The sequence below is a fragment of the Oceanobacillus sp. M65 genome (assembly GCF_052246275.1).
Taxonomy (GTDB): domain Bacteria; phylum Bacillota; class Bacilli; order Bacillales; family Amphibacillaceae; genus Oceanobacillus_B; species Oceanobacillus_B jordanicus.
Map to the genome: position 1 here is coordinate 741741 of NZ_JBQQCJ010000001.1, position 20341 is coordinate 762081.

The 20341-nt window shown below is 42.3% G+C and carries 19 protein-coding genes; 13 read left to right on the forward strand and 6 right to left on the reverse strand.

All coding sequences use genetic code 11. The features are described 5' to 3' along the window. Positions 1-205: 205 nt before the first annotated feature. The 5 genes from ACTWPF_RS03520 to ACTWPF_RS03540 all read left to right on the forward strand — a co-directional run bounded on the left by ACTWPF_RS03520 (position 206) and on the right by ACTWPF_RS03540 (position 7443). Positions 206-3538 (forward strand): GH36-type glycosyl hydrolase domain-containing protein, encoded by a 3333-nt coding sequence (locus tag ACTWPF_RS03520; RefSeq protein ID WP_443148301.1) that lies wholly within the window; start codon positions 206-208, stop codon positions 3536-3538. Between the two features lie 189 nt (positions 3539-3727). Continuing rightward, complete coding sequence (locus ACTWPF_RS03525; protein ID WP_443148302.1) at positions 3728-4477, forward strand: sugar phosphate isomerase/epimerase family protein; 750 nt, start codon at positions 3728-3730, stop codon at positions 4475-4477. 55 nt (positions 4478-4532) lie between these two features. After that, positions 4533-5252, forward strand: a complete 720-nt coding sequence (locus tag ACTWPF_RS03530; protein WP_106897918.1) for a ThuA domain-containing protein — start codon at positions 4533-4535, stop codon at positions 5250-5252. A 15-nt stretch (positions 5253-5267) separates the two neighbouring features. Further along, positions 5268-6290: a Gfo/Idh/MocA family protein gene (locus tag ACTWPF_RS03535; RefSeq protein WP_443148303.1), complete on the forward strand. Its 1023-nt coding sequence runs from the start codon at positions 5268-5270 to the stop codon at positions 6288-6290. Between the two features lie 118 nt (positions 6291-6408). Then, positions 6409-7443 (forward strand): Gfo/Idh/MocA family protein, encoded by a 1035-nt coding sequence (locus ACTWPF_RS03540; protein WP_443148304.1) that lies wholly within the window; start codon positions 6409-6411, stop codon positions 7441-7443. Between the two features lie 68 nt (positions 7444-7511). Here the strand turns inward: ACTWPF_RS03540 and ACTWPF_RS03545 are convergent, their stop codons facing one another. Then, positions 7512-7916 carry a secondary thiamine-phosphate synthase enzyme YjbQ gene (locus tag ACTWPF_RS03545; RefSeq protein WP_036576133.1) on the reverse strand — a complete coding sequence of 135 codons (405 nt, stop codon included), beginning with the start codon at positions 7914-7916 and terminating at the stop codon, positions 7512-7514. A gap of 368 nt (positions 7917-8284) precedes the next feature. Between ACTWPF_RS03545 and ACTWPF_RS03550 the strand changes: the two genes are divergently transcribed. The 7 genes from ACTWPF_RS03550 (at position 8285) to ACTWPF_RS03580 (ending at position 15395) form a co-directional block, all read left to right on the forward strand. Continuing rightward, positions 8285-9232 (forward strand): acetylxylan esterase, encoded by a 948-nt coding sequence (locus tag ACTWPF_RS03550; RefSeq protein WP_443148305.1) that lies wholly within the window; start codon positions 8285-8287, stop codon positions 9230-9232. A gap of 244 nt (positions 9233-9476) precedes the next feature. Further along, positions 9477-10460: a LacI family DNA-binding transcriptional regulator gene (locus ACTWPF_RS03555; protein ID WP_443148846.1), complete on the forward strand. Its 984-nt coding sequence runs from the start codon at positions 9477-9479 to the stop codon at positions 10458-10460. A 13-nt stretch (positions 10461-10473) separates the two neighbouring features. Next, a complete protein-coding gene (locus tag ACTWPF_RS03560) occupies positions 10474-11220 on the forward strand; it encodes an SDR family oxidoreductase (RefSeq protein ID WP_443148306.1) in 747 nt (248 codons plus the stop codon). A 152-nt stretch (positions 11221-11372) separates the two neighbouring features. After that, entirely contained in the window at positions 11373-12701 is a 1329-nt protein-coding gene (locus ACTWPF_RS03565) for an ABC transporter substrate-binding protein (protein ID WP_106897911.1), read from the forward strand. A 76-nt stretch (positions 12702-12777) separates the two neighbouring features. Beyond that, on the forward strand, positions 12778-14103 hold the full coding sequence (locus ACTWPF_RS03570) for an ABC transporter permease subunit (RefSeq protein ID WP_106897910.1): 1326 nt from the start codon (positions 12778-12780) through the stop codon (positions 14101-14103). Between the two features lie 13 nt (positions 14104-14116). Further along, positions 14117-14938, forward strand: coding sequence for a carbohydrate ABC transporter permease (locus ACTWPF_RS03575; RefSeq protein WP_058949516.1), 822 nt, complete (start codon positions 14117-14119; stop codon positions 14936-14938). 187 nt (positions 14939-15125) lie between these two features. Beyond that, positions 15126-15395: a hypothetical protein gene (locus ACTWPF_RS03580; protein ID WP_443148307.1), complete on the forward strand. Its 270-nt coding sequence runs from the start codon at positions 15126-15128 to the stop codon at positions 15393-15395. Positions 15396-15580: 185 nt separating this feature from the next. Here the strand turns inward: ACTWPF_RS03580 and ACTWPF_RS03585 are convergent, their stop codons facing one another. From ACTWPF_RS03585 to ACTWPF_RS03605, 5 genes are all read right to left on the reverse strand, one after another. Then, positions 15581-16330 carry an ABC transporter permease gene (locus ACTWPF_RS03585; RefSeq protein ID WP_106897908.1) on the reverse strand — a complete coding sequence of 250 codons (750 nt, stop codon included), beginning with the start codon at positions 16328-16330 and terminating at the stop codon, positions 15581-15583. Further along, a complete protein-coding gene (locus ACTWPF_RS03590) occupies positions 16331-17092 on the reverse strand; it encodes an ABC transporter ATP-binding protein (protein WP_238018107.1) in 762 nt (253 codons plus the stop codon). It lies immediately after the preceding gene. Positions 17093-17340: 248 nt separating this feature from the next. Beyond that, complete coding sequence (locus ACTWPF_RS03595) at positions 17341-17667, reverse strand: DUF1048 domain-containing protein (RefSeq protein WP_106897906.1); 327 nt, start codon at positions 17665-17667, stop codon at positions 17341-17343. Beyond that, positions 17664-18017, reverse strand: a complete 354-nt coding sequence (locus ACTWPF_RS03600; RefSeq protein WP_119574882.1) for a DUF1048 domain-containing protein — start codon at positions 18015-18017, stop codon at positions 17664-17666. Before ACTWPF_RS03600 ends, ACTWPF_RS03595 begins: the two co-directional genes overlap by 4 nt. Positions 18018-18022: 5 nt before the next feature. Further along, positions 18023-18358 carry a PadR family transcriptional regulator gene (locus tag ACTWPF_RS03605; protein WP_036576088.1) on the reverse strand — a complete coding sequence of 112 codons (336 nt, stop codon included), beginning with the start codon at positions 18356-18358 and terminating at the stop codon, positions 18023-18025. Positions 18359-18588: 230 nt separating this feature from the next. Between ACTWPF_RS03605 and ACTWPF_RS03610 the strand changes: the two genes are divergently transcribed. Next, positions 18589-20304, forward strand: coding sequence for a pyruvate oxidase (locus tag ACTWPF_RS03610; protein WP_443148308.1), 1716 nt, complete (start codon positions 18589-18591; stop codon positions 20302-20304). The last annotated feature ends 37 nt before the right edge of the window (positions 20305-20341 follow it).

Below are 20341 nucleotides of genomic sequence, written 5' to 3' on the forward strand. Positions count from 1 at the left end.
CGAGCGCATCGGCTTTGAGAGTGAGAACATCGCCCGAGATTCCGGAGGCATCGCCTGAGAGAGCAGAAATATCGGCCAAGAGCTCCGAAACATCGCCTTTGAGACAAAGTGCATCGGCTTTGAGAGTGAAAACATCATCCAACACGCGAGCTCTTCTAACACGATTCCATATAGTGACTAGACATAAGAAAAAGGAGAATGCTTCATGAAGCTAACTAATACCTACATTCCTATGCAAAAAGGAGATTTACAGGTTACGTTCCTAAACAGCGGGGATATTTTCGAAGTAACGCACAACCAAACATTAATTAATCAGCTTATGGCGAACCCAATTGATGGCTCCCTAAATAACATTTACTTACGAGTGCATACAAACAATGAAATACAAGCATTTCCATTGCTTGGAGTGGCATCAACTAGCACATTTAGCCAGCTAGAGAATGGCATGCAATGGAAGGGAGAGGCTGCTGGGATCGATTACACCGTCACCTTCCAATTGGCGACAGACAACATGTGGTTTTGGAATGTAGAGTTAGAAGGGGAAGGGAAAGAAGTGGACCTTGTCTACGGACAAGACTTAGGTCTTGCCGATAAAGGAGCAGTCCGCTCCAATGAGGCCTATATGTCCCAGTACATGGACCACAAAATATTTGAAAATCAAAATGGCTACACGATTGCGACAAGACAAAACCAGCCGATGCAGAGTGGTTTTCCGTATATTCAGCAAGGGGCACTTGGCAAAACAGTCGGCTACTCGACAGACGGCTTTCAATTTTTCGGGAAAAGCTATCGCAAAACAAATCAACCTGAGGTCTTGAACAAGGAGAGCTTGGCAAACGAAGTGTATCAATATGAATTTGCTTATACAGCCCTTCAATCTGAAAAATTACAACTAAATGGTCAGCAACAATTTGTCTTTTACGGACTATTTCAAGAAAACCAGGAAGCTGCAGTAACAGAGGCGGTTGCAGAGAGCCTTGTACAGCAGGCGTGGGATAATCTTGAGGAAGCAGGACAAGGTACAGCACTTCCGGAAGTCAAAAAAGCAAACACAATTGGTGCACCACTGGCTGCCGAGGAACTGACAGAAGCAGAGATTGCGTCCTACTATCCAGCACGACGCCTTGAGGAAAAAACGGATGCGGGGCTTCTTTCCTTTTTCACCCCAATTCATGAGCATGTCGTTTTGCAACAAAAGGAATTAGCAGTTGAGCGCCCACATGGCCATATTTTAATGAGTGGTCATAATGATGTGGTCAAAGATACGACGATCACCACCAACGTTTACATGTACGGATTATTTAATTCGCAAATTTCGATTGGAAATACAAATATGAATAAAATGCTGTCCAATGCTAGAAACCCACTAAATCGAATGAAGACATCTGGGCAACGAATTTATCTAGAGGTAGACGGGGAGTTCCGTTTGCTAACAATGCCTTCCTTATTCGAAATTGGCTTTAACTATGCCCGCTGGATTTACAAGCTACAGGATGATGTTGTGACGGTTACCACCTTTACGATGGTTGATACAGCAGATGTTCAACTTGATGTGACCTCAAAACAAGGGAAAGCATATCGCTTCCTTGTGACAAACCAGGCGACGATGCAGAACAACGAATATGAAGTTCCATACGAGCTGGCTACTGACGGCAATATGCTAACCTTCACAGCTAGTGAGGAAGCTGGTAGTAAAGAAACGTACCCAGATCTCACGTATACCATGCAGGTTATCGGAACCGAAATCGATGTGAAAGATGAGAGGGTACTCGCTGAGAATGTTGAACCTGGCAGTGCTTCCCTTGTTGTTCTAGAACTACAGCCAACATCCAAGTGGACGATGATCATATCTGGTGATCTTTATGGCGAAAAGCGCCGTCCTGCACCGTACCTTTTTACAGACGTCGTTAAAGATTATCGTTCCTATTACAAAGAAGTGATGCAAGGCTTCCATTTAGAACAGGAAAACAAGCAGGATGTAAGAGAAATAGAGAAGGTAAATACCCTTGCATGGTGGTATACCCATAATATGCTGGTACATTTCTCTGTCCCGCACGGCCTGGAGCAATACGGTGGTGCTGCTTGGGGAACAAGGGACGTCAGCCAAGGACCTGCCGAGTATTTCATGGCAACCCAGCACTATGAAACGGTAAGAGATATCATTAAGACGGTCTTTGCGCACCAATATGAGGATACGGGTAACTGGCCACAGTGGTTTATGTTTGATAAATATAACAAGATTCAGCAGGATGACAGCCATGGAGATATTATCGTTTGGCCGATGAAGGTCGTATGTGATTATATTGAGGCAACTGGCGATACAGCAATTTTACAGGAAAAGATTCCGTATACAGATCGCAATACGTATGAATTTACCGAAGAAAAAGCAACACTGCTTGATCATTTGAAGAAAGAAATGGACTACATCAAAGCACATTTTCTACATGATACGTATTTGTCAGCATATGATGATGGGGATTGGGACGACACCCTGCAGCCTGCGAACCAGAACTTAAAGAAATATATGGCAAGCAGCTGGACTGTCGCATTGACGTATGAAGCATTGCGCAAGATGACAAATGTGTTGAAAGATGTAGATGAAGAAACGGCAAACAAAACACAGGAATTGGTAGAAGGGATCAAGCGTGATTTCAATGACTTCCTAATGCAAACAGACATTATCCCAGGTTTTGTTTACATGGAAGAGCCAGGGGAAGTGGAAAGAATGCTGCACCCTACCGATGAAAAAACGGGGATTAATTATCGACTGCTGCCTATGCAACAAAGCATCATTAGTGAGTTGTTTACATTACAACAGGCAGAATCACATTATGACATTATTAAAAAGCATCTTTTCTTCCCAGATGGTGTTCGCTTAATGAACCGCCCGGCAAACTATAAAGGTGGTGTGAGCACACATTTTAAGCGGGCAGAGCAGGCGTCCAACTTTGGTCGGGAAATTGGCCTTCAGTATGTCCATGCACATATTCGGTATGTGGAAGCGATGGCGAAGCTCGGATATGGTGACGAAACATGGGATGGATTGGCTGTCATTAACCCGATCGCAATCCAAGATGTGGTGCCAAACGCAGAGCTGCGTCAGAGCAATGCTTACTTCAGTAGCTCAGACGGAGACTTTAAGACTCGTTATGAAGCACAAGAGCAATTTGGTAAATTACGAGACGGTTCTGTGAAGGTGAAAGGTGGCTGGCGCATATACTCAAGCGGCCCGGGAATCTACATGAATCAACTGATCGCCAATACATTAGGCGTACGCCAATTTGCCGGCGATCTTATCCTCGACCCTGTACTACCTGAACGTCTGGATGGTCTGCGTTTCACGTATACGTGGAATGACAAGCCTGTAACGTTCGTTTACCACTTAAATGCTGAGAAGCAGCAAGTGCTAATTAATGGTGCGATTAGTGAAGCAACAGAGCTTATTAACCCATACCGAGCGGGTGGAATACGCATCCCGCGTGAACAATTGGACCAAGCACTTGAAGCAGATGACAATACGATTGAAGTGTTTGTGTAAGAAGGGTAATACAAAGTGCGTTAACTCCATACAAGCCGTGATCTAAAAAAAGAAAACCGGGCGATCCATACTGGTATCGTCCGGTTTTCTCCATTACATTATTTAAAAAGGGAAGGTTTTAAGGGTATTATACTATTACCCAGGATGACCATCTGTTAAACTAAAATTATTAGAAAAGGAGAGGATCATATGGGGAAAATTGGATTACAGCTTTATACAGTAAGGGATTCTGCTGAAGCAAACTTTCAAAAATTACTTACAGACGTTGGGGAACTCGGTTATGAAGGCGTACAGTTTGCCGGTTTTTATGATGCATCAGCAGAAGATGTGCAAAAGACGCTCCATAAAGCAACGCTCAGACCAGCTGGGGCGCATGTACCTATCGATCAACTACAGAATAACCTGCAAGAGGTTATGCGCTACCATGAAGCTATTGAGAATCACTTAATCATTTGTCCATACCTGCCCGACTCCATGCGTGAAAATAAAGCGGGCTACTTACAAACAGCAGAATTATTTAATCAAATTGGGAAAGAACTGAAAGAAGCAGGATTTCAATTTGGCTATCATAATCATGCTTTTGAGTTTGATAGAATAGAAGAAACGACTGGATTTGAACTATTATTTGAAAACACCGATCCAGAGTTGGTAAAAATGGAGCTAGATTGCTTTTGGGCAACCTATGCAGGACATGATCCGAACAAGATTATCCGTGATTATAAAACACGTTGTATCTCCCTTCATTTAAAAGACATTAAAGTAGAAAATGGAGAAAAGATCTCTACTGAAATAGGCACAGGCACACTAGATATGAATAAATTAATTCAATCAGGGCTTGATCACAATGTGGAGTGGTTTATCGTAGAGCAAGAGCATTTCACAGGTGACCCATTAGTTAGTGCAAAGAAAAATGTAGAAGCATTAAAGAAAATGATATAATCATAGATAAGTAAAAAGTAAGCGCTATATTTAGACAGAAGGAGAGTTTTTAAAAATGAAAGTTACGGTTTGGAATGAGAATCGCCATGAAAAAACAAATGAGAAAGTTTCCGAGATTTATCCAGAAGGGATCCATGGGCAACTAGCATCTTTTCTAGAAGAAGCCGGTTATGATACAAAAACAGCAACGCTTGACGAACCAGAGCATGGATTGACAGATGAGGTCTTAAATGAAAGCGATGTCTTAGTTTGGTGGGGACATATGGCCCATGAAGAGGTTACCGAAGAGGTCGCTGAAAAAGTGAAGCAACGCGTACTTGATGGCATGGGGTTAGTTGTTCTTCATTCGGCTCACTTTTCCAAAGTATTTAAGAAGCTGATGGGTACTGGCTGTGACTTGAAATGGCGAGAAGCGGATGAAAAAGAAAGACTATGGGTAGCAGATCCGACCCACCCAATTACGGAAGGCATTGGGGAATACATTGAGTTAGAAAAAGAAGAAATGTATGGAGAGCATTTTGATATTCCAGCACCAGATGAATTAGTATTCATTAGCTGGTTTGAAGGCGGCGAAGTCTTCCGTAGTGGAGCAACCTTTAAGCGTGGCCGTGGGAAGATTTTCTATTTCCGTCCTGGACATGAAACATATCCCACTTACCATAATAAGGAAATTCAAAAAGTTATCATCAATGGTGTGAAATGGGCAGCCAATACGAATACACCGGAGCCTGTTCGTGGAAACCACCAGCCATTAGAGAAAATCACAAAGAAATAAAGGGGAGAAAATAACATGACAGCAGTTCGAGTAGCAGTAATCGGATGTGGAAGCATTGCAAAGCATCGCCATTTAATTGAGTATAGTCTACAGCCAGGAGTCGAGATTACAGCAGTTTGCGATATTGTGGAGGAACGCGCAAAAGCAGCAGCAGAAAAGTACGGAGCAACTGCTTATACAGATTATGAAACACTGTTAAAAGAAGAAGAAGTGGATGCTGTGAGTGTATGTCTACCTAACTATTTACATGCACCAGTATCCATCGCAGCACTGGAAGCAGGATGTCATGTGTTATGTGAAAAGCCAATGGCGACATCTCGTGAGGAAGCGCAGCAAATGATTGATGCTGCTAACAAAAACGAGAAGAAGCTCATGATCGCGCATAATCAGCGTTTCGTACCTTCACATCAGAAGGCAAGGGAATTAATTGAGCAAGGCGAGATTGGAAAAATATACAGCTTCCGTACTGCTTTCGGCCATGGTGGACCTGAAGGATGGAGCGTAGACGGAAAAGATAGCTGGTTCTTTCAAAAGGAAAAAGCGTTTATCGGTGCAATGGGCGACCTAGGTGTCCATAAAGCGGACCTTATGCGCTACTTGCTTGGAGAAGAATTTACAGAAGTTGCGGGATTTGTAGAAAGCGCAGCAAAAGAAGGTTCTGACGTGGACGATAATGCAGTTTGTATCTTAAAATCTACCAGCGGGGTTGTCGGAACCTTGGCAGCAAGCTGGGCATATTCCGCTAAAGAGGATAATTCGACGGTTATTTACGGAGAGAAGGCAACACTTCGATTGGAAGATGACCCGAACTTCTCCTTAGTTGCACAATATGTGAGCGGAGAAGTTGTGAAGTATGAGCTTGGTGGTATCCAAACAAATGATAGTGGTGGGCAGACGACCTCCAAGGTGATCCATCACTTTATTACAAGTATTACGGAAAACACAAACCCACCAATTGATGGTGAGGATGGAAAGAAATCACTAGAAGTTATTTTGAATGCGTTAGAATCAGCTGAGACAAAGCGAATTTGCGGATAATTTAAAATCTCCAGCGCCTATTTTGGGGGCTGGAGATGGACGTGGCCATTCTTGTTAATGGACAGTTCTTAGCAATAATTTTGTGCTTGCTTATTTTTAAATAAAGGGGTTAACATACATGCTTAAAATGGGAATTATCGGAGTAGGCGGGATAGCGCAGGGCAGGCATATCCCCGCATATCTTCAAATGCAAGAGAAAGTCGAGATCACAGCAGTACAGGATGTGAATAAAGAAAGGGCAGATGAAGTAGCATCAAAGCTTGGCATCACACAAGTATTTGATAACTATACGGATCTGTTTGATTTGGTTGATGCGGTAACCATTTGTACACCAAATAAATTTCATGCAGACATCGCAGTAGCTGCACTGGAAGCAGGAGTTCATGTGTTGTGTGAAAAACCGATGGCTATGACTGCAGAGGAATGCCAGCGCATGCTGGACGCTTCCCGCAAGTCAGGGAAAAAATTAGCCATAGCTTACCATTACCGGTTCACTGAACCAGCACAGGTGGCCAAAAAAGCAGTACTTAATCAAGAAGTAGGCGATCCACTTGTAACCCGTGTGGAAGCAATGCGACGTCGTAAAGTTCCTGGTTGGGGCGTCTTCACAAACAAGGAATTACAAGGGGGCGGTAGTCTAATAGACTATGGCTGCCATATGCTTGACCTAGCCCTTTGGTTGCTTAATGGTCCAAAACCTGTTGAAGTTAGTGGCAGAACATATAACCGTCTTAGTAAAACACCTAATCAAATAAATGATTGGGGCGTATTTGATACCGAAACATTTGATGTGGATGACCATGTATCAGCCTATATTACATTCGAAGACGGAGCGTCGTTGTTTTTAGAATGCTCATGGTCCGCAAATATCAAAGAAGATAAGCGACATCTGAGCATATCTGGCGTTGATGGTGGTCTGAATCTCTATCCATTGGAATTTTATCAGCCAAAACACGGAACCTTTATGACAACGACAACGAAAGCGGATCATAATGAAAATGAAGCGGGTATCGCGCAGGCCCATAACTTTGTCGATAGTTGTTTAGGGAATGCGGAGCTAGTCGTAAAACCAGAAGAGGCACTTGAAGTCTCTCGCATTATCGAAGCCATATATAAAAGTAGTGAAACAGGGACTTCTGTTCGTCTCTCATAATAAAGAAAGCATGGCTCCTTTGGGTGGCCATGCTTTTTCTAATATATTATTAGGAAAACATAAAATTTCTAATCTGCTGCTATTAATTTAACCTGATATTTTCTTTCTCGTGGACCATCAAATTCGCAAAAATAGACACCCTGCCAAGTACCAAGTACCAGTTTTCCTTCAGCTACGATAAGGGTTTGGGCATGACCGACTGTGCTTGTTTTTAAGTGGGCAGCTGTGTTTCCTTCTGCATGGCGGTCCTTAGCATGATCCCATGGATAAATTTCGTCAAGGCGCATAAGCATATCCGTTTTTACATCAGGGTCCGCATTTTCATTGACGGTAATTCCCGCTGTGGTATGCAGAGAGGAAACGACGAGGATCCCTTCCTCGACACCTGTTTCATAGATCCATTCTTCAAGCTTGCTCGTAATGTCGAGCATATCTGCGTGACGTGTTGTCTTAATTGAAAACGTTTTTTGCAATTCGATTCTCCTCTCGCAACATCCTGCTTTTAGTATACTACCCTTTTGATGCAGATGGAAATCTATGTTTTTTTAAATTGTTGCAAAAGATGATTTTTTGTAGGTTTCGTAGGCATAAAGTTAAGCCAGTAAGATAGAATGAAGCTGATGGAATTTTGAAGTAAACGAAGCCTTCGCTAAAAGACGAGAAAATGCTAGATACACTAACGACATTGTAACTTATAGAGGCACAAAAGAGCTCTTTCCAATATAATACGGACAAATAAGACAGTGATTCGCGGAAATATTGCAAACAGGATTCGCTATTTATTTCCCGGGTAATATTTTTTGGCTATCTGTCGAAACAAGGACGAAAGGAAGCGAGAAAAATGGAACATATTCAAAGAACCGTAGAACAATTAAAAACCTACATACCTACATCAACTAAGCGATCTGATCATAAGGCATTCTGGGATAAGTCCTTGCTAGAATCAAGTAGACAACCCTTATCAGCGACAATGTCAGAAAGAGAATATCCTATTAAACAAGTAAAAGTTCAGCGTGTTGTTTATCAGGGTTTCGGCGGCACTCCGATTCACGCCCACTATTTATTGCCCCAGAATACAGAGGGAAAGTTACCTTGTCTACTTTTCTTCCACGGGTATGGAATGAATAAAGGATCTGTTGCACAGTATATGCAGTGGCTGATCCAAGGGTACGCAGTGCTGGCGGTAGATAGCCGAGGTCATGGAGAAAGTGGCGATGCTGCGCTTTATTCTTCAGATGTTACTGGAAGCTGGGTGACAAAAGGGATACTAGATAAAAACGAATATTATTACCGAAATGTATATATAGATGCTGTCAGAGCAATCGACTTTCTCTGTACGAGGAAAGAGATAGATGCTGAACGCATTGGTGTAATTGGCGGCAGTATGGGGGGAGGAATCACGCTTGCGGTTGCTGCATTGGATGATCGACCTAAGCTTGCTGTGGCGGATATGCCAAACATGTGTGATATCCCGCTGGCAATGGAGCAGAAATTTGAAGGTTCTTTAACAATAGTCGAGAACTTCCTGCGACAGAATCCACAACTTACAGAGCAGGTTTATGAAACCCTGTCGTATTTTGACCATGTCAATCTAGCAGAGCAAATAACATGCCAAACAAGATTCGCTATTGGCCTACGTGACATTATTTGCCCACCTCAGCCGAGCTATGGTGTATATAATTTGATACATGCTCCCAAAAGCATGGAAGTCTATCCTTTTTCTAGCCATGATATGAGTATGAATAGCTACACGGATAAAACATTGGAGTTTATTGCAGCTTATTTGTAGAGAGGGTGCTTTTCGGCTGATAGGTTGAGAATGAGAGTGTGATTATCAGCCAAGAGCGAGAGGACATCGCCTTAGAGCAAAAGAATATCGCCCGAGAGCAAGAGCGCATCGACCGATAACCAAATCCCCTCCAACCACCCCACCAAGAAAAAATCCCCATTTTACTTCTATTCACCTATTGACACAATTTGGATTTCAACTTACGATGAATGAAAACGTTTACAAAAAGAAATGGGTGAGGGATATGGTGACGATTCATGATGTGGCGAAGTTAGCTGGGGTCTCGGTTGCGACGGTATCCAGGGTGGTGAATGAGAATAAGCGAGTAGCAGAGAAAACAAGGACCCGGGTAGAGTGGGCGATTAGCGAGTTGAACTATGCACCTAGTGTATTGGGCAGAAACCTGAGAACCTCAAAAAGCAATCTGTTGCTTGTACTGCTTCCGAGTATTTCCAACCCATTTTACACTGAAATTATTAATGGGATCGAGGATACCGCTATTGCAAGAGGCTACAATATCTTGCTCTGTGAGACGGATTCCAATCCAAAGCGGGAAGCCATTTATTTTAACCTTCTTCGCAACAGGCTAGCAGAAGGAATTATATCCATGGACCCCTCAGTAAATAAAAATAAACTGTTGGAACTTGCAGAGAGTTACCCGGTTGTCCAGTGCAGTGAATATGATACAGAGAGCCCTATTCCGTATGTGACGATTGATAATGAACAAGCAGCATATGATGCTGTTACACATCTAATCGAGTCAGGACACCGAAAAATCGCACTGATTAATTCTGATGAACGATTTTTGTATGCCAGACAGCGACAAAATGGTTATGAGAAGGCAATGCAGAAACACGGATTACCAATTCGTGACGAGTGGGTTTACAACGCGGAACATCTCCGATTTGGAGCTGGACAAAAGGCAATTAGGACGCTCTTACAACTCAACGATCGCCCTTCTGCCGTGTTTGCAGTGTCAGATGTCTATGCGATTGGGGCATTAAAGGAGATTCATAGACTGGGGAAGAAAGTACCAGAGGATATTGCCATTATTGGTTTTGATAAGATTACGTTTTCGGATATGGCGTTCCCTACATTGTCAACGATCGCGCAGCCAATGTATGAAATGGGTTGTATTTCAGCTGAGATGATTATGGATGAAATCAGTGGGGTTATTGTAAATAGTAGAGTACTAGAGCATAAGCTCATAAAACGAGATTCTACATAAGGGAGAGAATCATATGAAAAAAGGAACGGCATTGGTAACAGGGGTTAGCCATGAAAACGGAATCGGGGCAGCAGCATGCAAACGATTGGCTGCAGCTGGGCATGATATTTTTTTTACGCATTGGCAAGCCTCTGAAAAATGGGAGGCACAGTTTAAAGCAGAGATCACGCAATATGGCGTAAGGTGTGAAGGAGCATCGATTGATTTGGCAAATTCTGATGCCGCAATAAAAGTTCTAAACGCAACAGAGGAGGCGCTCGATTTTCCATGTATTTTAGTAAATAATGCAGCATATTCCACACGAGATGGCTACCAGCAGCTGGATGCCCAAACGTTGGATGCGCACTATGCGGTAAATATTCGTTCAGTATCTTTGTTATGTGTCGAATTTGCTCGCAGATTTGAAAAAAAGCAAATGCAAGCTGGAAGAATTATTAATATGACCTCAGGCCAGGCGCAGGGTCCCATGCTGGAAGAGTTGGCATATGTAGCAACAAAAGGAGCCATCTCTGCGTTTACCCTTTCTTTGTCAGCAGAGATCGGATATCTTGGCATTACAGTGAATGCCGTTAATCCTGGTCCGACAGATACTGGCTGGATGTCTGAGGAGCTAAAAGAGGAGTTGGAACCAAAATTTGCGACAAAGCGAATTGGCCTGCCGGATGATGCTGCAAGGTTAATTGCCTTTCTTACGAGTGATGAAGCAGCATGGATTACAGGCCAGGTGATCAATTCAGAAGGGGGCTTCTTCCGTAACTAATTCTTTCTTTCGTTGGGATGGGTAAGTGGCAAAATAATTCACCAAAAATTCGAAAAACAGGTTGACATATTGGGTTGCAGTGTATATTATAAAGTCAAATGTAAACGTTTTCACACGTAGGAAATGTTTACTATACCAAGGGGGTTAAAAGCATGAAGTTCAAACGTTATGTCATTTGGTCATTATTGGTTATCTCGTTGGCAGTATTTTTAGCAGCATGTAATAGTGAAGGGGAAGAAACATCAAGCACGGATGGAGAGGAAAACACAGATTCTGGTGAAAACGCAGAGGAAGCAACAGAAGATGAACAAGTTACAATCGTGTATGCACGTGGGGTGGATACGACACCGGCTACAGATGCTGTTATTAAAGCATTTGAAGAGGCACATCCTAATATTAAAGTGGAACAACGGGAGATGCCAGCAGACACGGGTCAGTCTCATGACCAATATGTAACTACGTTCAGTTCGCAAAGTACGGAAATTGATGTTTTCAATGCGGATGTAATCTGGCCAGCAGAATTTGCTCAAGCGAATTATGCACTAGAGCTAGATCGTTTCATTGAAAAAGATGGCATAGATATGGATTCTTATTTCCCCGGCACCGTTGCCGCAGGGAAATTTAATGGAAGACAATGGGCGATGCCGCAATTTACAGATGCGGGAGTATTCTACTATCGTACTGATATTGTAGAAGAACCACCTAAAACATGGGATGAACTGATAAGCCAAGCGCAAGAGCTTCAGGGGCAAGAAGGAACTGAGTTTGGTTACCTTATGCAAGCAGCACAATATGAAGGATTAATTACAAATGCGATTGAATATATTGCTTCCTATGGTGGGCAGGTCGTGGATGAAAGCAATAACGTTGTAGTGGATAGTCCAGAGACAGTCAAAGCAATTGAAAAAATGCAGGAAGTTGTAGGATCAGATTTTGTTCCTGATAACATTCTTAATTTCATGGAAACGGAAACAGAAAACGCTTGGATCGAAGGAAAAGCGGTATTTGCCAGAAACTGGCCATATCTAATGTCTTCTTCTAATGATGAGGAACGTTCCTCCATCGTAGACAATGTGGAAATGGCAATGCTCCCAGCTGGTGATGAAGGAAGTGCTTCAGCTCTTGGTGGATGGATGACGATGATTAACCGTTACTCCGAACATCCTGAAGAAGCGTGGGAGTTTGTGAAATTCATTTCTGGTCCAGAAGGTCAAAAAATCTCCGCTGTTGAAGGCGCACGTGCTCCTACTATAGCAGAATTGTACGAAGATCCAGAAGTTCAGGATGTTAGTTCTTTATTTGCTAACCCGGAATTTAGAGAAGTATTGCAGTCAGCAGTACCGCGTCCTGTAACACCAATCTATCCGGAAATTTCTGACATTATGCAAATTGAATTATCAAAAGCTTTAACAGGTGAACAGTCTGCAGCAGATGCAGCTGCAAACATGCAGGAGAAAATGGAAGCCGCCATGGCGGAATAACTTGAATAAAGCAAGATGAGGAGCAAGTTGCTCATCTTGCTTTTCTATTAAGCAAACATGAGCAAGGAGGATCAGGATGAAAAAAAACAATCGGCGTGGCTTTCAACTAAATGAGAAACAGCTCGGTTATGCCATGGTGCTTCCATCACTTCTATTAGTTATTGCAGTCGTACTGTGGCCGGTTGCACAATCCTTTTATAATAGCTTGTTTGATTACAGGCTAAACGACCCGACAAGATCACAACTGATGTTAGGATCCACAATTGATTTAGAACGTTATGTCGATAATCATTTTTATATTGAAGGCCAGCTGGAAACGTTGGGCAGTGAGAATGAAGAATTAGCCGCCACAGCGACAGCTATCCAAGAAGATATTGAAGGGTTTCATGCGGAATTAATTCAGGATGAAGAAATGAAGCAAAAGGTCGAAAAAATTGATGAAATGCTGGCAAGCTATACCCCTGTCAGAGACAATGAGCTCAAATATGCCGATTTGGATAATGATTTTGCATCGGAATACAGGGATACTTTAACCAATGCACAGAATGAGTTAATGAAGGCCGCAGAGCAGGCGCCGAATGAAGAAGTAGCGTCAACGATCACCCAGACTGCTGATTTACTAGGTGCTACATCCGAAAATATTTTAGAATCAAACTTTATTGGTTTAGCAAATTACGCTAAATACTTGAAAGACTCGAGAATGTGGGGAGCTTTAGGTAATACGGCATTTTTTACTGTCGTAACCGTAGCGCTTGAGCTTGTAATCGGACTTGCAGTAGCGCTGTTAATCAACCGGGCCTTTAAAGGGAGAGGACTTGTCCGAGCATCTGTGTTAATTCCTTGGGCGATACCGACAGCAGTAGCTGCCATGATGTGGGGCTTTTTATATGATGGCCAATCCGGGATTGTGTCGCACTACATGGAGGTATTTAACCTTATCCCAGGTGCTTCGTGGTTATTATCCACTGCAGATGGAGGAATGTTTTCTATCATCCTAGCAGATGTGTGGAAAACAACACCGTATATGGCTTTGCTGCTTTTAGCAGGATTGCAAACTATACCAGCACCGCTCTATGAAGCCTCAAACGTGGATGGAGCGAATAAATGGCAGCAATTTTGGAGCATCACCCTACCACTCTTGAAATCTTCTATTCTTGTAGCACTATTATTCAGAAGTTTGGATGCCTTCCGGGTATTTGACTTAATTTATGTGCTAACAGGCGGTGGACCGGCGAATGCGACCGAGTCTATCTCGGTTTATGCCTATAAAACACTCTTTGCGCAGCAGAATTTTGGAGAAGGTTCGGTTCTTTCCGTTATCGTTTTCCTATGTGTAGCGCTCATTAGTTTTCTGTTTGTTAAATTAATCGGATCCGATCTATTTGCAGGTCGTACAAAATGAGGAGGGGAAACAGATGAATAAAAAAGCAGGAATCGGATTTTATATCTTTTTGACAGCCTTTGTCTTTCTCGTCATGTTTCCGTTTATCTGGGTCTTTTTAACCTCCATTAAACCTGTCGGAGAGATCTTTTCATCCTTCCGCTGGTTTACTACATCACCGACCTTGGATTCCTATGATGCAGCTTTGACAAATCGCCCATTACTACGGTATATGCTAAATAGCTTTGTCGTTTCTGGTTTAACAACTATTGTATCACTAGCTTTTGCAGCTTTTACAGCATACGCTGTGACAAGACTGCCGATTAAGGGGAAAGGTCTTATACTAGGGATAGTGCTCGCAGCATCTATGTTTCCCCAGATCGCGATTATTTCCCCGATCTTTAATTTAGTAACAGATTTGGGTCTGCGAAACAGTTATCTAGGATTAGTAATTCCTTATATTACAATCAGTCTTCCATTATCGATCTGGATTCTGGCAACTTTCTTTAAAAAGATTCCATTCGAGCTAGAGGAATCTGCCAAATTGGATGGAGCAAGTCCCTTCCAAACATTCCGGAAAATTATCTTTCCTTTGGCAGCGCCAGGAGTCTTCACGACAGGGATCCTTGTGTTTATCGCAGCATGGAATGAGTATCTCTTCTCTCTGACGATTAATAGTGATGATGCATGGCGCACCGTCCCAGTAGGGATTTCCATGTACCAGAGTCAATATTCTGTACCATGGGGCGATATTTCCGCAGCAACGGTAATTGTGACGATTCCAATTGTGATACTGGTACTGTTCTTCCAACGAAGAATTGTGTCGGGGTTAACTTCTGGGTCGATGAAGGAGTAGGTATTTTTAAAGAAGGGTAGCTCACTGGTTATGGCGGGCTACCCTTTTTTATGTAAATCGAATAAAAAGTATATATTGGAAGTTAAGCATGAGCAGCTAAAGACAACTTTAAAGTAATCTATACAGATAGGAGGAAGGCGGGCTAAAGAAGTAATATTGAAATTAGCATAAGGAGGGGGATTATATAGTGAGAAAATTAACCTTTATGGTCATGCTTGTACTCATCCTTTTAATATTTACTAGTTGTGAAAGCCCTAAGATATCAGAGGATGAGGCTGTATCTATCGTTTTAGAAAGTCATTCACGAGGCAGTGAAGAAGCTGAAATAAAAGCTGTGAGTCATCGTTTTGGGGAGTATAAAGTGGAGTGGGAAATTGATGCAGCTTGTGAGTTTGGCACGGATTATATTGATGATCAAAGCGGTAAGATGGTAAAGGGCGAAGAGACAAATTGTTAAGGATGGAGTGTAATGAGACCATGTTGCCAAGGGATGTTCTAAATTGTGTACCACGTTTAGTTTTGTTCTGTAGCAGAAGTTTAAAAGCCTAATGCCCCAAAAAAAGGCACTAGGCTTTCAACAAATTAACATTTCCTTGCTACTAACAGAACTTCGTTTTTATCCAGATTACACACTCTTCGAAACTATATTAACTTATGCTTGAATACTTTACCGGCGATAAAGTAAGCGATGGCCATAATCCCGACACACCAGGCAAGCGCAATCCAGATACCATTACTGATAGTGCCATCATACAAAAGAGTGCGGATCGCATTCACAATTGAAGTCACTGGCTGGTTTTCAGCAAATATACGAATGATTTTAGGCATGGATTCGGTGGGGACGAATGCTGAGCTGATAAACGGTAGAAAAATGAGTGGGTACGAAAATGCAGTTGCCCCTTCCATAGTATTTGCAGTTAATCCAGGAATGACTGCCAGCCATGTCAGCGCCAAAGTAAACAGTCCGAGTATCCCAACAACTATGAGCCATTCAATGATGGTAGCGTTAGAACGGAAGCCCATTAAAAGTGCTACAAGAATAACCACCAATACAGTAAGTGCATTGGAAACAAGTGAAGTCAATACATGGGCCCACAGTATCGAAGAACGCTTTATTGGCATAGTAAAGAAACGTGCCATCAATCCACTCTGTACATCTGTGAATAAGCGCAAAGAAGTATAAGCGACACCTGATGCGATCGTGATCAGCAAGATTCCCGGCAACAGGTAATTAACATAATTTTCGGTTCCTGTCTCTATCGCTCCGCCAAACACGTAGACAAACAACAACATCATCATAATTGGTGTAATTGCCACTGTGATAATTGTATCTGGGCTACGCATGATGGTACGCATTAAACGCCCAAGTAACACCCCTGTTTTCCTGTTCATCTAAATCTCCTCCTTTTTGCCGATTATGGCAAGGAAGATTTCTTCCAATGTTGGTTGCTTCTCGATATATTCCACTTTCGCTGGCGGAAACATCTCCTTAAGTTCGGCAAGGGTTCCAGTCGTGATGATTTTGCCGCCATGCAGAATCGCGATACGATCCGCTAATTGTTCGGCTTCCTCAAGGTACTGAGTTGTCAATAAGATAGTCGTACCCCCGTTGGCAAGCTCCTTGACGGTATTCCATACCTCAATCCGTGCCTCAGGGTCAAGTCCTGTGGTTGGTTCATCGAGAAAAATCACTTCAGGCTTCCCAATTAGGCTCATAGCGATATCAAGCCTACGCTTCATTCCCCCTGAATACTTATCTGCACGCTGGTTGGCCGCATCAGTTAAGTTAAATCTTGCAAGTAGTTCGTTAGCGATTTGAGTTGGCTTGGAAACTCCCCGCAACTTGGCAATCATCACCAGATTTTCCCGCCCGGTTTGCATGCCATCTAATGCCGCAAACTGTCCTGTTAGGCTGATGCTTTGGCGAACATGATCGGCTTGTCTTTGAACGTCAAACCCGCTAATATTTACTTGACCGGCATCCGGATTTAGCAGTGTTGATAGGATGTTCACGGCTGTTGTCTTACCCGCTCCATTTGATCCTAACAAAGCAAAAATTTCTCCTTTTTGTACTTCAAAATTTAATCCTTTTAACACTTCTTTGTCTTTAAAGGACTTTTTAAGGCCCTTTACTGAAATCGCAGTAGTGCTCATTTATCTTCCTCCTTATAAAATGGCTAGCAAACCAGTGATTCGGAACATTGCCTATAACCTGTAGACATAGCTTACAGAGTTAGATTGCTACTATCTACTTAGTGTTACTGGTATGCAGTAATACCGACTACTGGTCTAAAAATAAAACTGAATAATGAAGGTTAACAACTCGAATTTATAACCAACTACCCAGCCTTAATGATCTATTGAATGTACACTTTTCCAACGGCTTATGAGACTCAATTTAATTACTTCTTTTTATCAATTTTTTGCTTGACCGACTCTTGATAGAGATCCGCGTATGTTTTGGAGTCTTCAATTAGCGCATCACAAAATGCAGCAACATCTGTTCCTGTAACTTCAAGCACACCCTTGCCTGCAGCTACCCCTTCTTCAAAGAAGGCGAGAATTTCAGATAGCAATCCAATACCTTCACCCAGCTCAACGGGACCGACTTTGAAAAGATATTTTTGGATCTCTTTATATACAATTTGGTAGTCTTGAGGAAGTGATTTAACACGTGAGACATGGGCTCTCCATTCTTTTTTACCTTCAATTATTTTTTTAATACTCATTTAAGCCCTCCTAATTTTCTTAATACGTTTTGGTTGAGTTGGTCACGCCACTTATCTCTGTATGTTTTTCCCCCGTCGTCTCCAACAAGTGCTGCGCAGAAGCCTTTAATATCATTACCTAGTACTTCTTCGACGGTTTGGCCATCTGCTGCTGTCACTTCTAGTAGTTCAAGGGCACTGTCTAGAATCGGCATTAGGTTCCGTCCGGTAAAATCAGTGTAAACCCAGAGATTATTTTTGATCTCTTCCCAAGCAGTTTGATATTCAGCTGGTAGGAGTTTAGCTCGTGCTTCAAAATTTTTCATTTCTTTCGTCATATCACTACCGGTCACTTTTTCAAAGAAGTTCATTATCGTCATCTCCTTTTCATTTCTTTCGTTTTAAGTTCTTCAAGTTTGTTTGTGACAAAACCCCATTTTTCCCAAAAGAGATCAAGCTGCTCTCGGCCTGCTTCGGTAAGGGTGTAAAACTTTCTAGGCGGTCCAACAGTGGACTTTTTTTTCTCAATGTTAACTAGATTGTTTTTTTCGAGCCTTATCGTAATCGTATATACCGTGCCTTCCACAACATCGGTAAAGCCTAGATCTCTTAGGTGTTGCGTGATTTCATAGCCGTACGTTTCCCCGCGACTTATAATCTCAAGCACACACCCCTCGAGTACTCCTTTAAGCATTTCTGTAATATTTTCCAAATTCATCCCTCTTTTGTGTTTCGATACTTTTTTGTGCGTGACATCTTACGTGTTAGTAGTCTGTATTACTTACTACTGGTATATAGTATTACAGAGTAGATGCATTTGTCAACCCAATTTTTCGACCGACGTATTTTCAAAATAACGAAGTAAGGTTTTATTCACATGGGAAAGGGAAGTGATTATATAGCCATGAACAACAATAAGCAGTAAAGAAGGAGAGTCTATCAATGAAAGCATCGGAAGCGGTTATTGATATTTTAAAAGATTGGAATATTAAGCATGTATATGGATATCCGGGTGATTCTGTAAATAATTTAATCGAAGGATTGCGAAAAGCAGAAGATGACATCCGGTTTATCCAGGTGCGACATGAAGAGGTAGGTGCGCTTGCTGCATCGGCAGAAGCAAAATTAACGAATCATGTAGGAGTTTGTTTGTCAATCGGCGGACCAGGGGCTGTCCATCTGTTAAACGGAATGTATGATGCAAGAGAGGATGGCGCCCCTTTAGTCGTCATTACAGGGCAAGTTTCGCAAGATCTAGTCGGCACCGACAACTTTCAAGAAGTAAATCTTGAGCGAATGTTTGATGACGTTGCGGTGTTTAATAAACGGGTAACTTCTGGTGAGCTCGTGCAACCATTACTTAAACAGGCCTTTAAAGAAGCAACAACGCATAATGGTGTGGCTGTCTTAACGATCCCGGATGATGTTTTTAAAGAGTCTGTTAAAAAAGATAAGCTGCGTTCAACCGTTCAAAGCAATTATCGACTGTTCCCTGAAAAGGAGGATGTTGCGCAGGCTGCTAAACTGTTACAGCAAGCGGAAAAGCCAGTCATCCTTGCTGGTAGAGGTGCACTCTCTGCACGGGAGCAACTAGAAGAATTTGCACAAAAAATCGCGGCCCCTGTTGTTGTCTCTTTACCTGGTAAAGGAGTGCTCCCAGATGAGCATCCGTATAACTTAGGGAACTTAGGACAAATAGGTACCAAACCATCCTATGAAGCAATGGAAGAAACAGACCTGCTTATTTTAGTTGGAACAGGTTTCCCGTATCGTGATTTCTTGCCTGATGATGTCCCGGCAATTCAAATCGATATTGATCCTGCAAAAATAGGGAAGTGGTATCCAACAGAGGTAGGACTTGTCGGTTCTTCAGAAGAAATTTTAGCGCGGTTTAATGAACAGCTATCTTATAAGAAAAACCGTTCCTTCCTAGATGCATGTCAAAAAAACATGGCAAACTGGTGGGAGCATGTAGATAAGATTGCAGAGGCAAAAGAAGGAGAAGCCTTACAAGGTCCACAAGTTATGCATGAATTAAATCGTGTTGTAGAAGATGATGCGATTCTTTCCGTTGATGTAGGAAATGTTACGTCATGGTTCGCAGGATTTTTCCGTATGACAAATCAGGACTTCGTTATCTCAAGCTGGTTAGCAACAATGGGCTGTGGTTTACCAGGTGCCATTTCAGCAAAATTAACCAACCCGGAAAAACAAGTATGGGCTATTTGTGGCGATGGCGGATTTTCCATGGGTATGCAGGACTTTCTTACAGCAGTTAAATACCAATTGCCAGTTAATATCCTTGTCTTCAACAATGAAAAAATCGGTATGATCAAATATGAACAAGAACAAATGGGAAATATTCCGTACCAAACAGACTTGCAAGGCATGAACTATGCGGAATTTGCCAAAATTAGTGGGGGCGAAGGATATAAAGTTACCACACAAGAAGAGTTGCAAGTAGCACTTGAGTCCGCAAAAGCAAATAATAAACCAACTATTATCGATGTGGATATAAAAGAACGTGCTCCATTACCAGGAAAAATTGAATGGAATCAAGCAAGATCCTATTCCAAGCATATGTTGAAAAAGCTGATAGAGGGTGAAGGGAACTTTGACATGCCTCCATTAAAAACCGTATTAAAGCGACTATTTTAATATAATGTCAACGATCTAATTCCTAAACTAGGGATTA

What these genes read in the sequence shown, in the direction of transcription:
- ACTWPF_RS03520 (WP_443148301.1), top strand. Translation starts at nt 206, where the DNA reads ATGAAGCTAACTAATACCTACATTCCTATGCAAAAAGGAGATTTACAG.
- ACTWPF_RS03555 (WP_443148846.1), top strand. Translation starts at nt 9,477, where the DNA reads ATGGTGACGATTCATGATGTGGCGAAGTTAGCTGGGGTCTCGGTTGCG.
- ACTWPF_RS03600 (WP_119574882.1), bottom strand. Translation starts at nt 18,017, where the DNA reads ATGAACTTCTTTGAAAAAGTGACCGGTAGTGATATGACGAAAGAAATG.
- ACTWPF_RS03525 (WP_443148302.1), top strand. Translation starts at nt 3,728, where the DNA reads ATGGGGAAAATTGGATTACAGCTTTATACAGTAAGGGATTCTGCTGAA.
- ACTWPF_RS03590 (WP_238018107.1), bottom strand. Translation starts at nt 17,092, where the DNA reads ATGAGCACTACTGCGATTTCAGTAAAGGGCCTTAAAAAGTCCTTTAAA.
- ACTWPF_RS03575 (WP_058949516.1), top strand. Translation starts at nt 14,117, where the DNA reads ATGAATAAAAAAGCAGGAATCGGATTTTATATCTTTTTGACAGCCTTT.
- ACTWPF_RS03595 (WP_106897906.1), bottom strand. Translation starts at nt 17,667, where the DNA reads ATGAGTATTAAAAAAATAATTGAAGGTAAAAAAGAATGGAGAGCCCAT.
- ACTWPF_RS03565 (WP_106897911.1), top strand. Translation starts at nt 11,373, where the DNA reads ATGAAGTTCAAACGTTATGTCATTTGGTCATTATTGGTTATCTCGTTG.
- ACTWPF_RS03585 (WP_106897908.1), bottom strand. Translation starts at nt 16,330, where the DNA reads ATGAACAGGAAAACAGGGGTGTTACTTGGGCGTTTAATGCGTACCATC.
- ACTWPF_RS03530 (WP_106897918.1), top strand. Translation starts at nt 4,533, where the DNA reads ATGAAAGTTACGGTTTGGAATGAGAATCGCCATGAAAAAACAAATGAG.
- ACTWPF_RS03570 (WP_106897910.1), top strand. Translation starts at nt 12,778, where the DNA reads ATGAAAAAAAACAATCGGCGTGGCTTTCAACTAAATGAGAAACAGCTC.
- ACTWPF_RS03540 (WP_443148304.1), top strand. Translation starts at nt 6,409, where the DNA reads ATGCTTAAAATGGGAATTATCGGAGTAGGCGGGATAGCGCAGGGCAGG.
- ACTWPF_RS03610 (WP_443148308.1), top strand. Translation starts at nt 18,589, where the DNA reads ATGAAAGCATCGGAAGCGGTTATTGATATTTTAAAAGATTGGAATATT.
- ACTWPF_RS03560 (WP_443148306.1), top strand. Translation starts at nt 10,474, where the DNA reads ATGAAAAAAGGAACGGCATTGGTAACAGGGGTTAGCCATGAAAACGGA.
- ACTWPF_RS03535 (WP_443148303.1), top strand. Translation starts at nt 5,268, where the DNA reads ATGACAGCAGTTCGAGTAGCAGTAATCGGATGTGGAAGCATTGCAAAG.
- ACTWPF_RS03550 (WP_443148305.1), top strand. Translation starts at nt 8,285, where the DNA reads ATGGAACATATTCAAAGAACCGTAGAACAATTAAAAACCTACATACCT.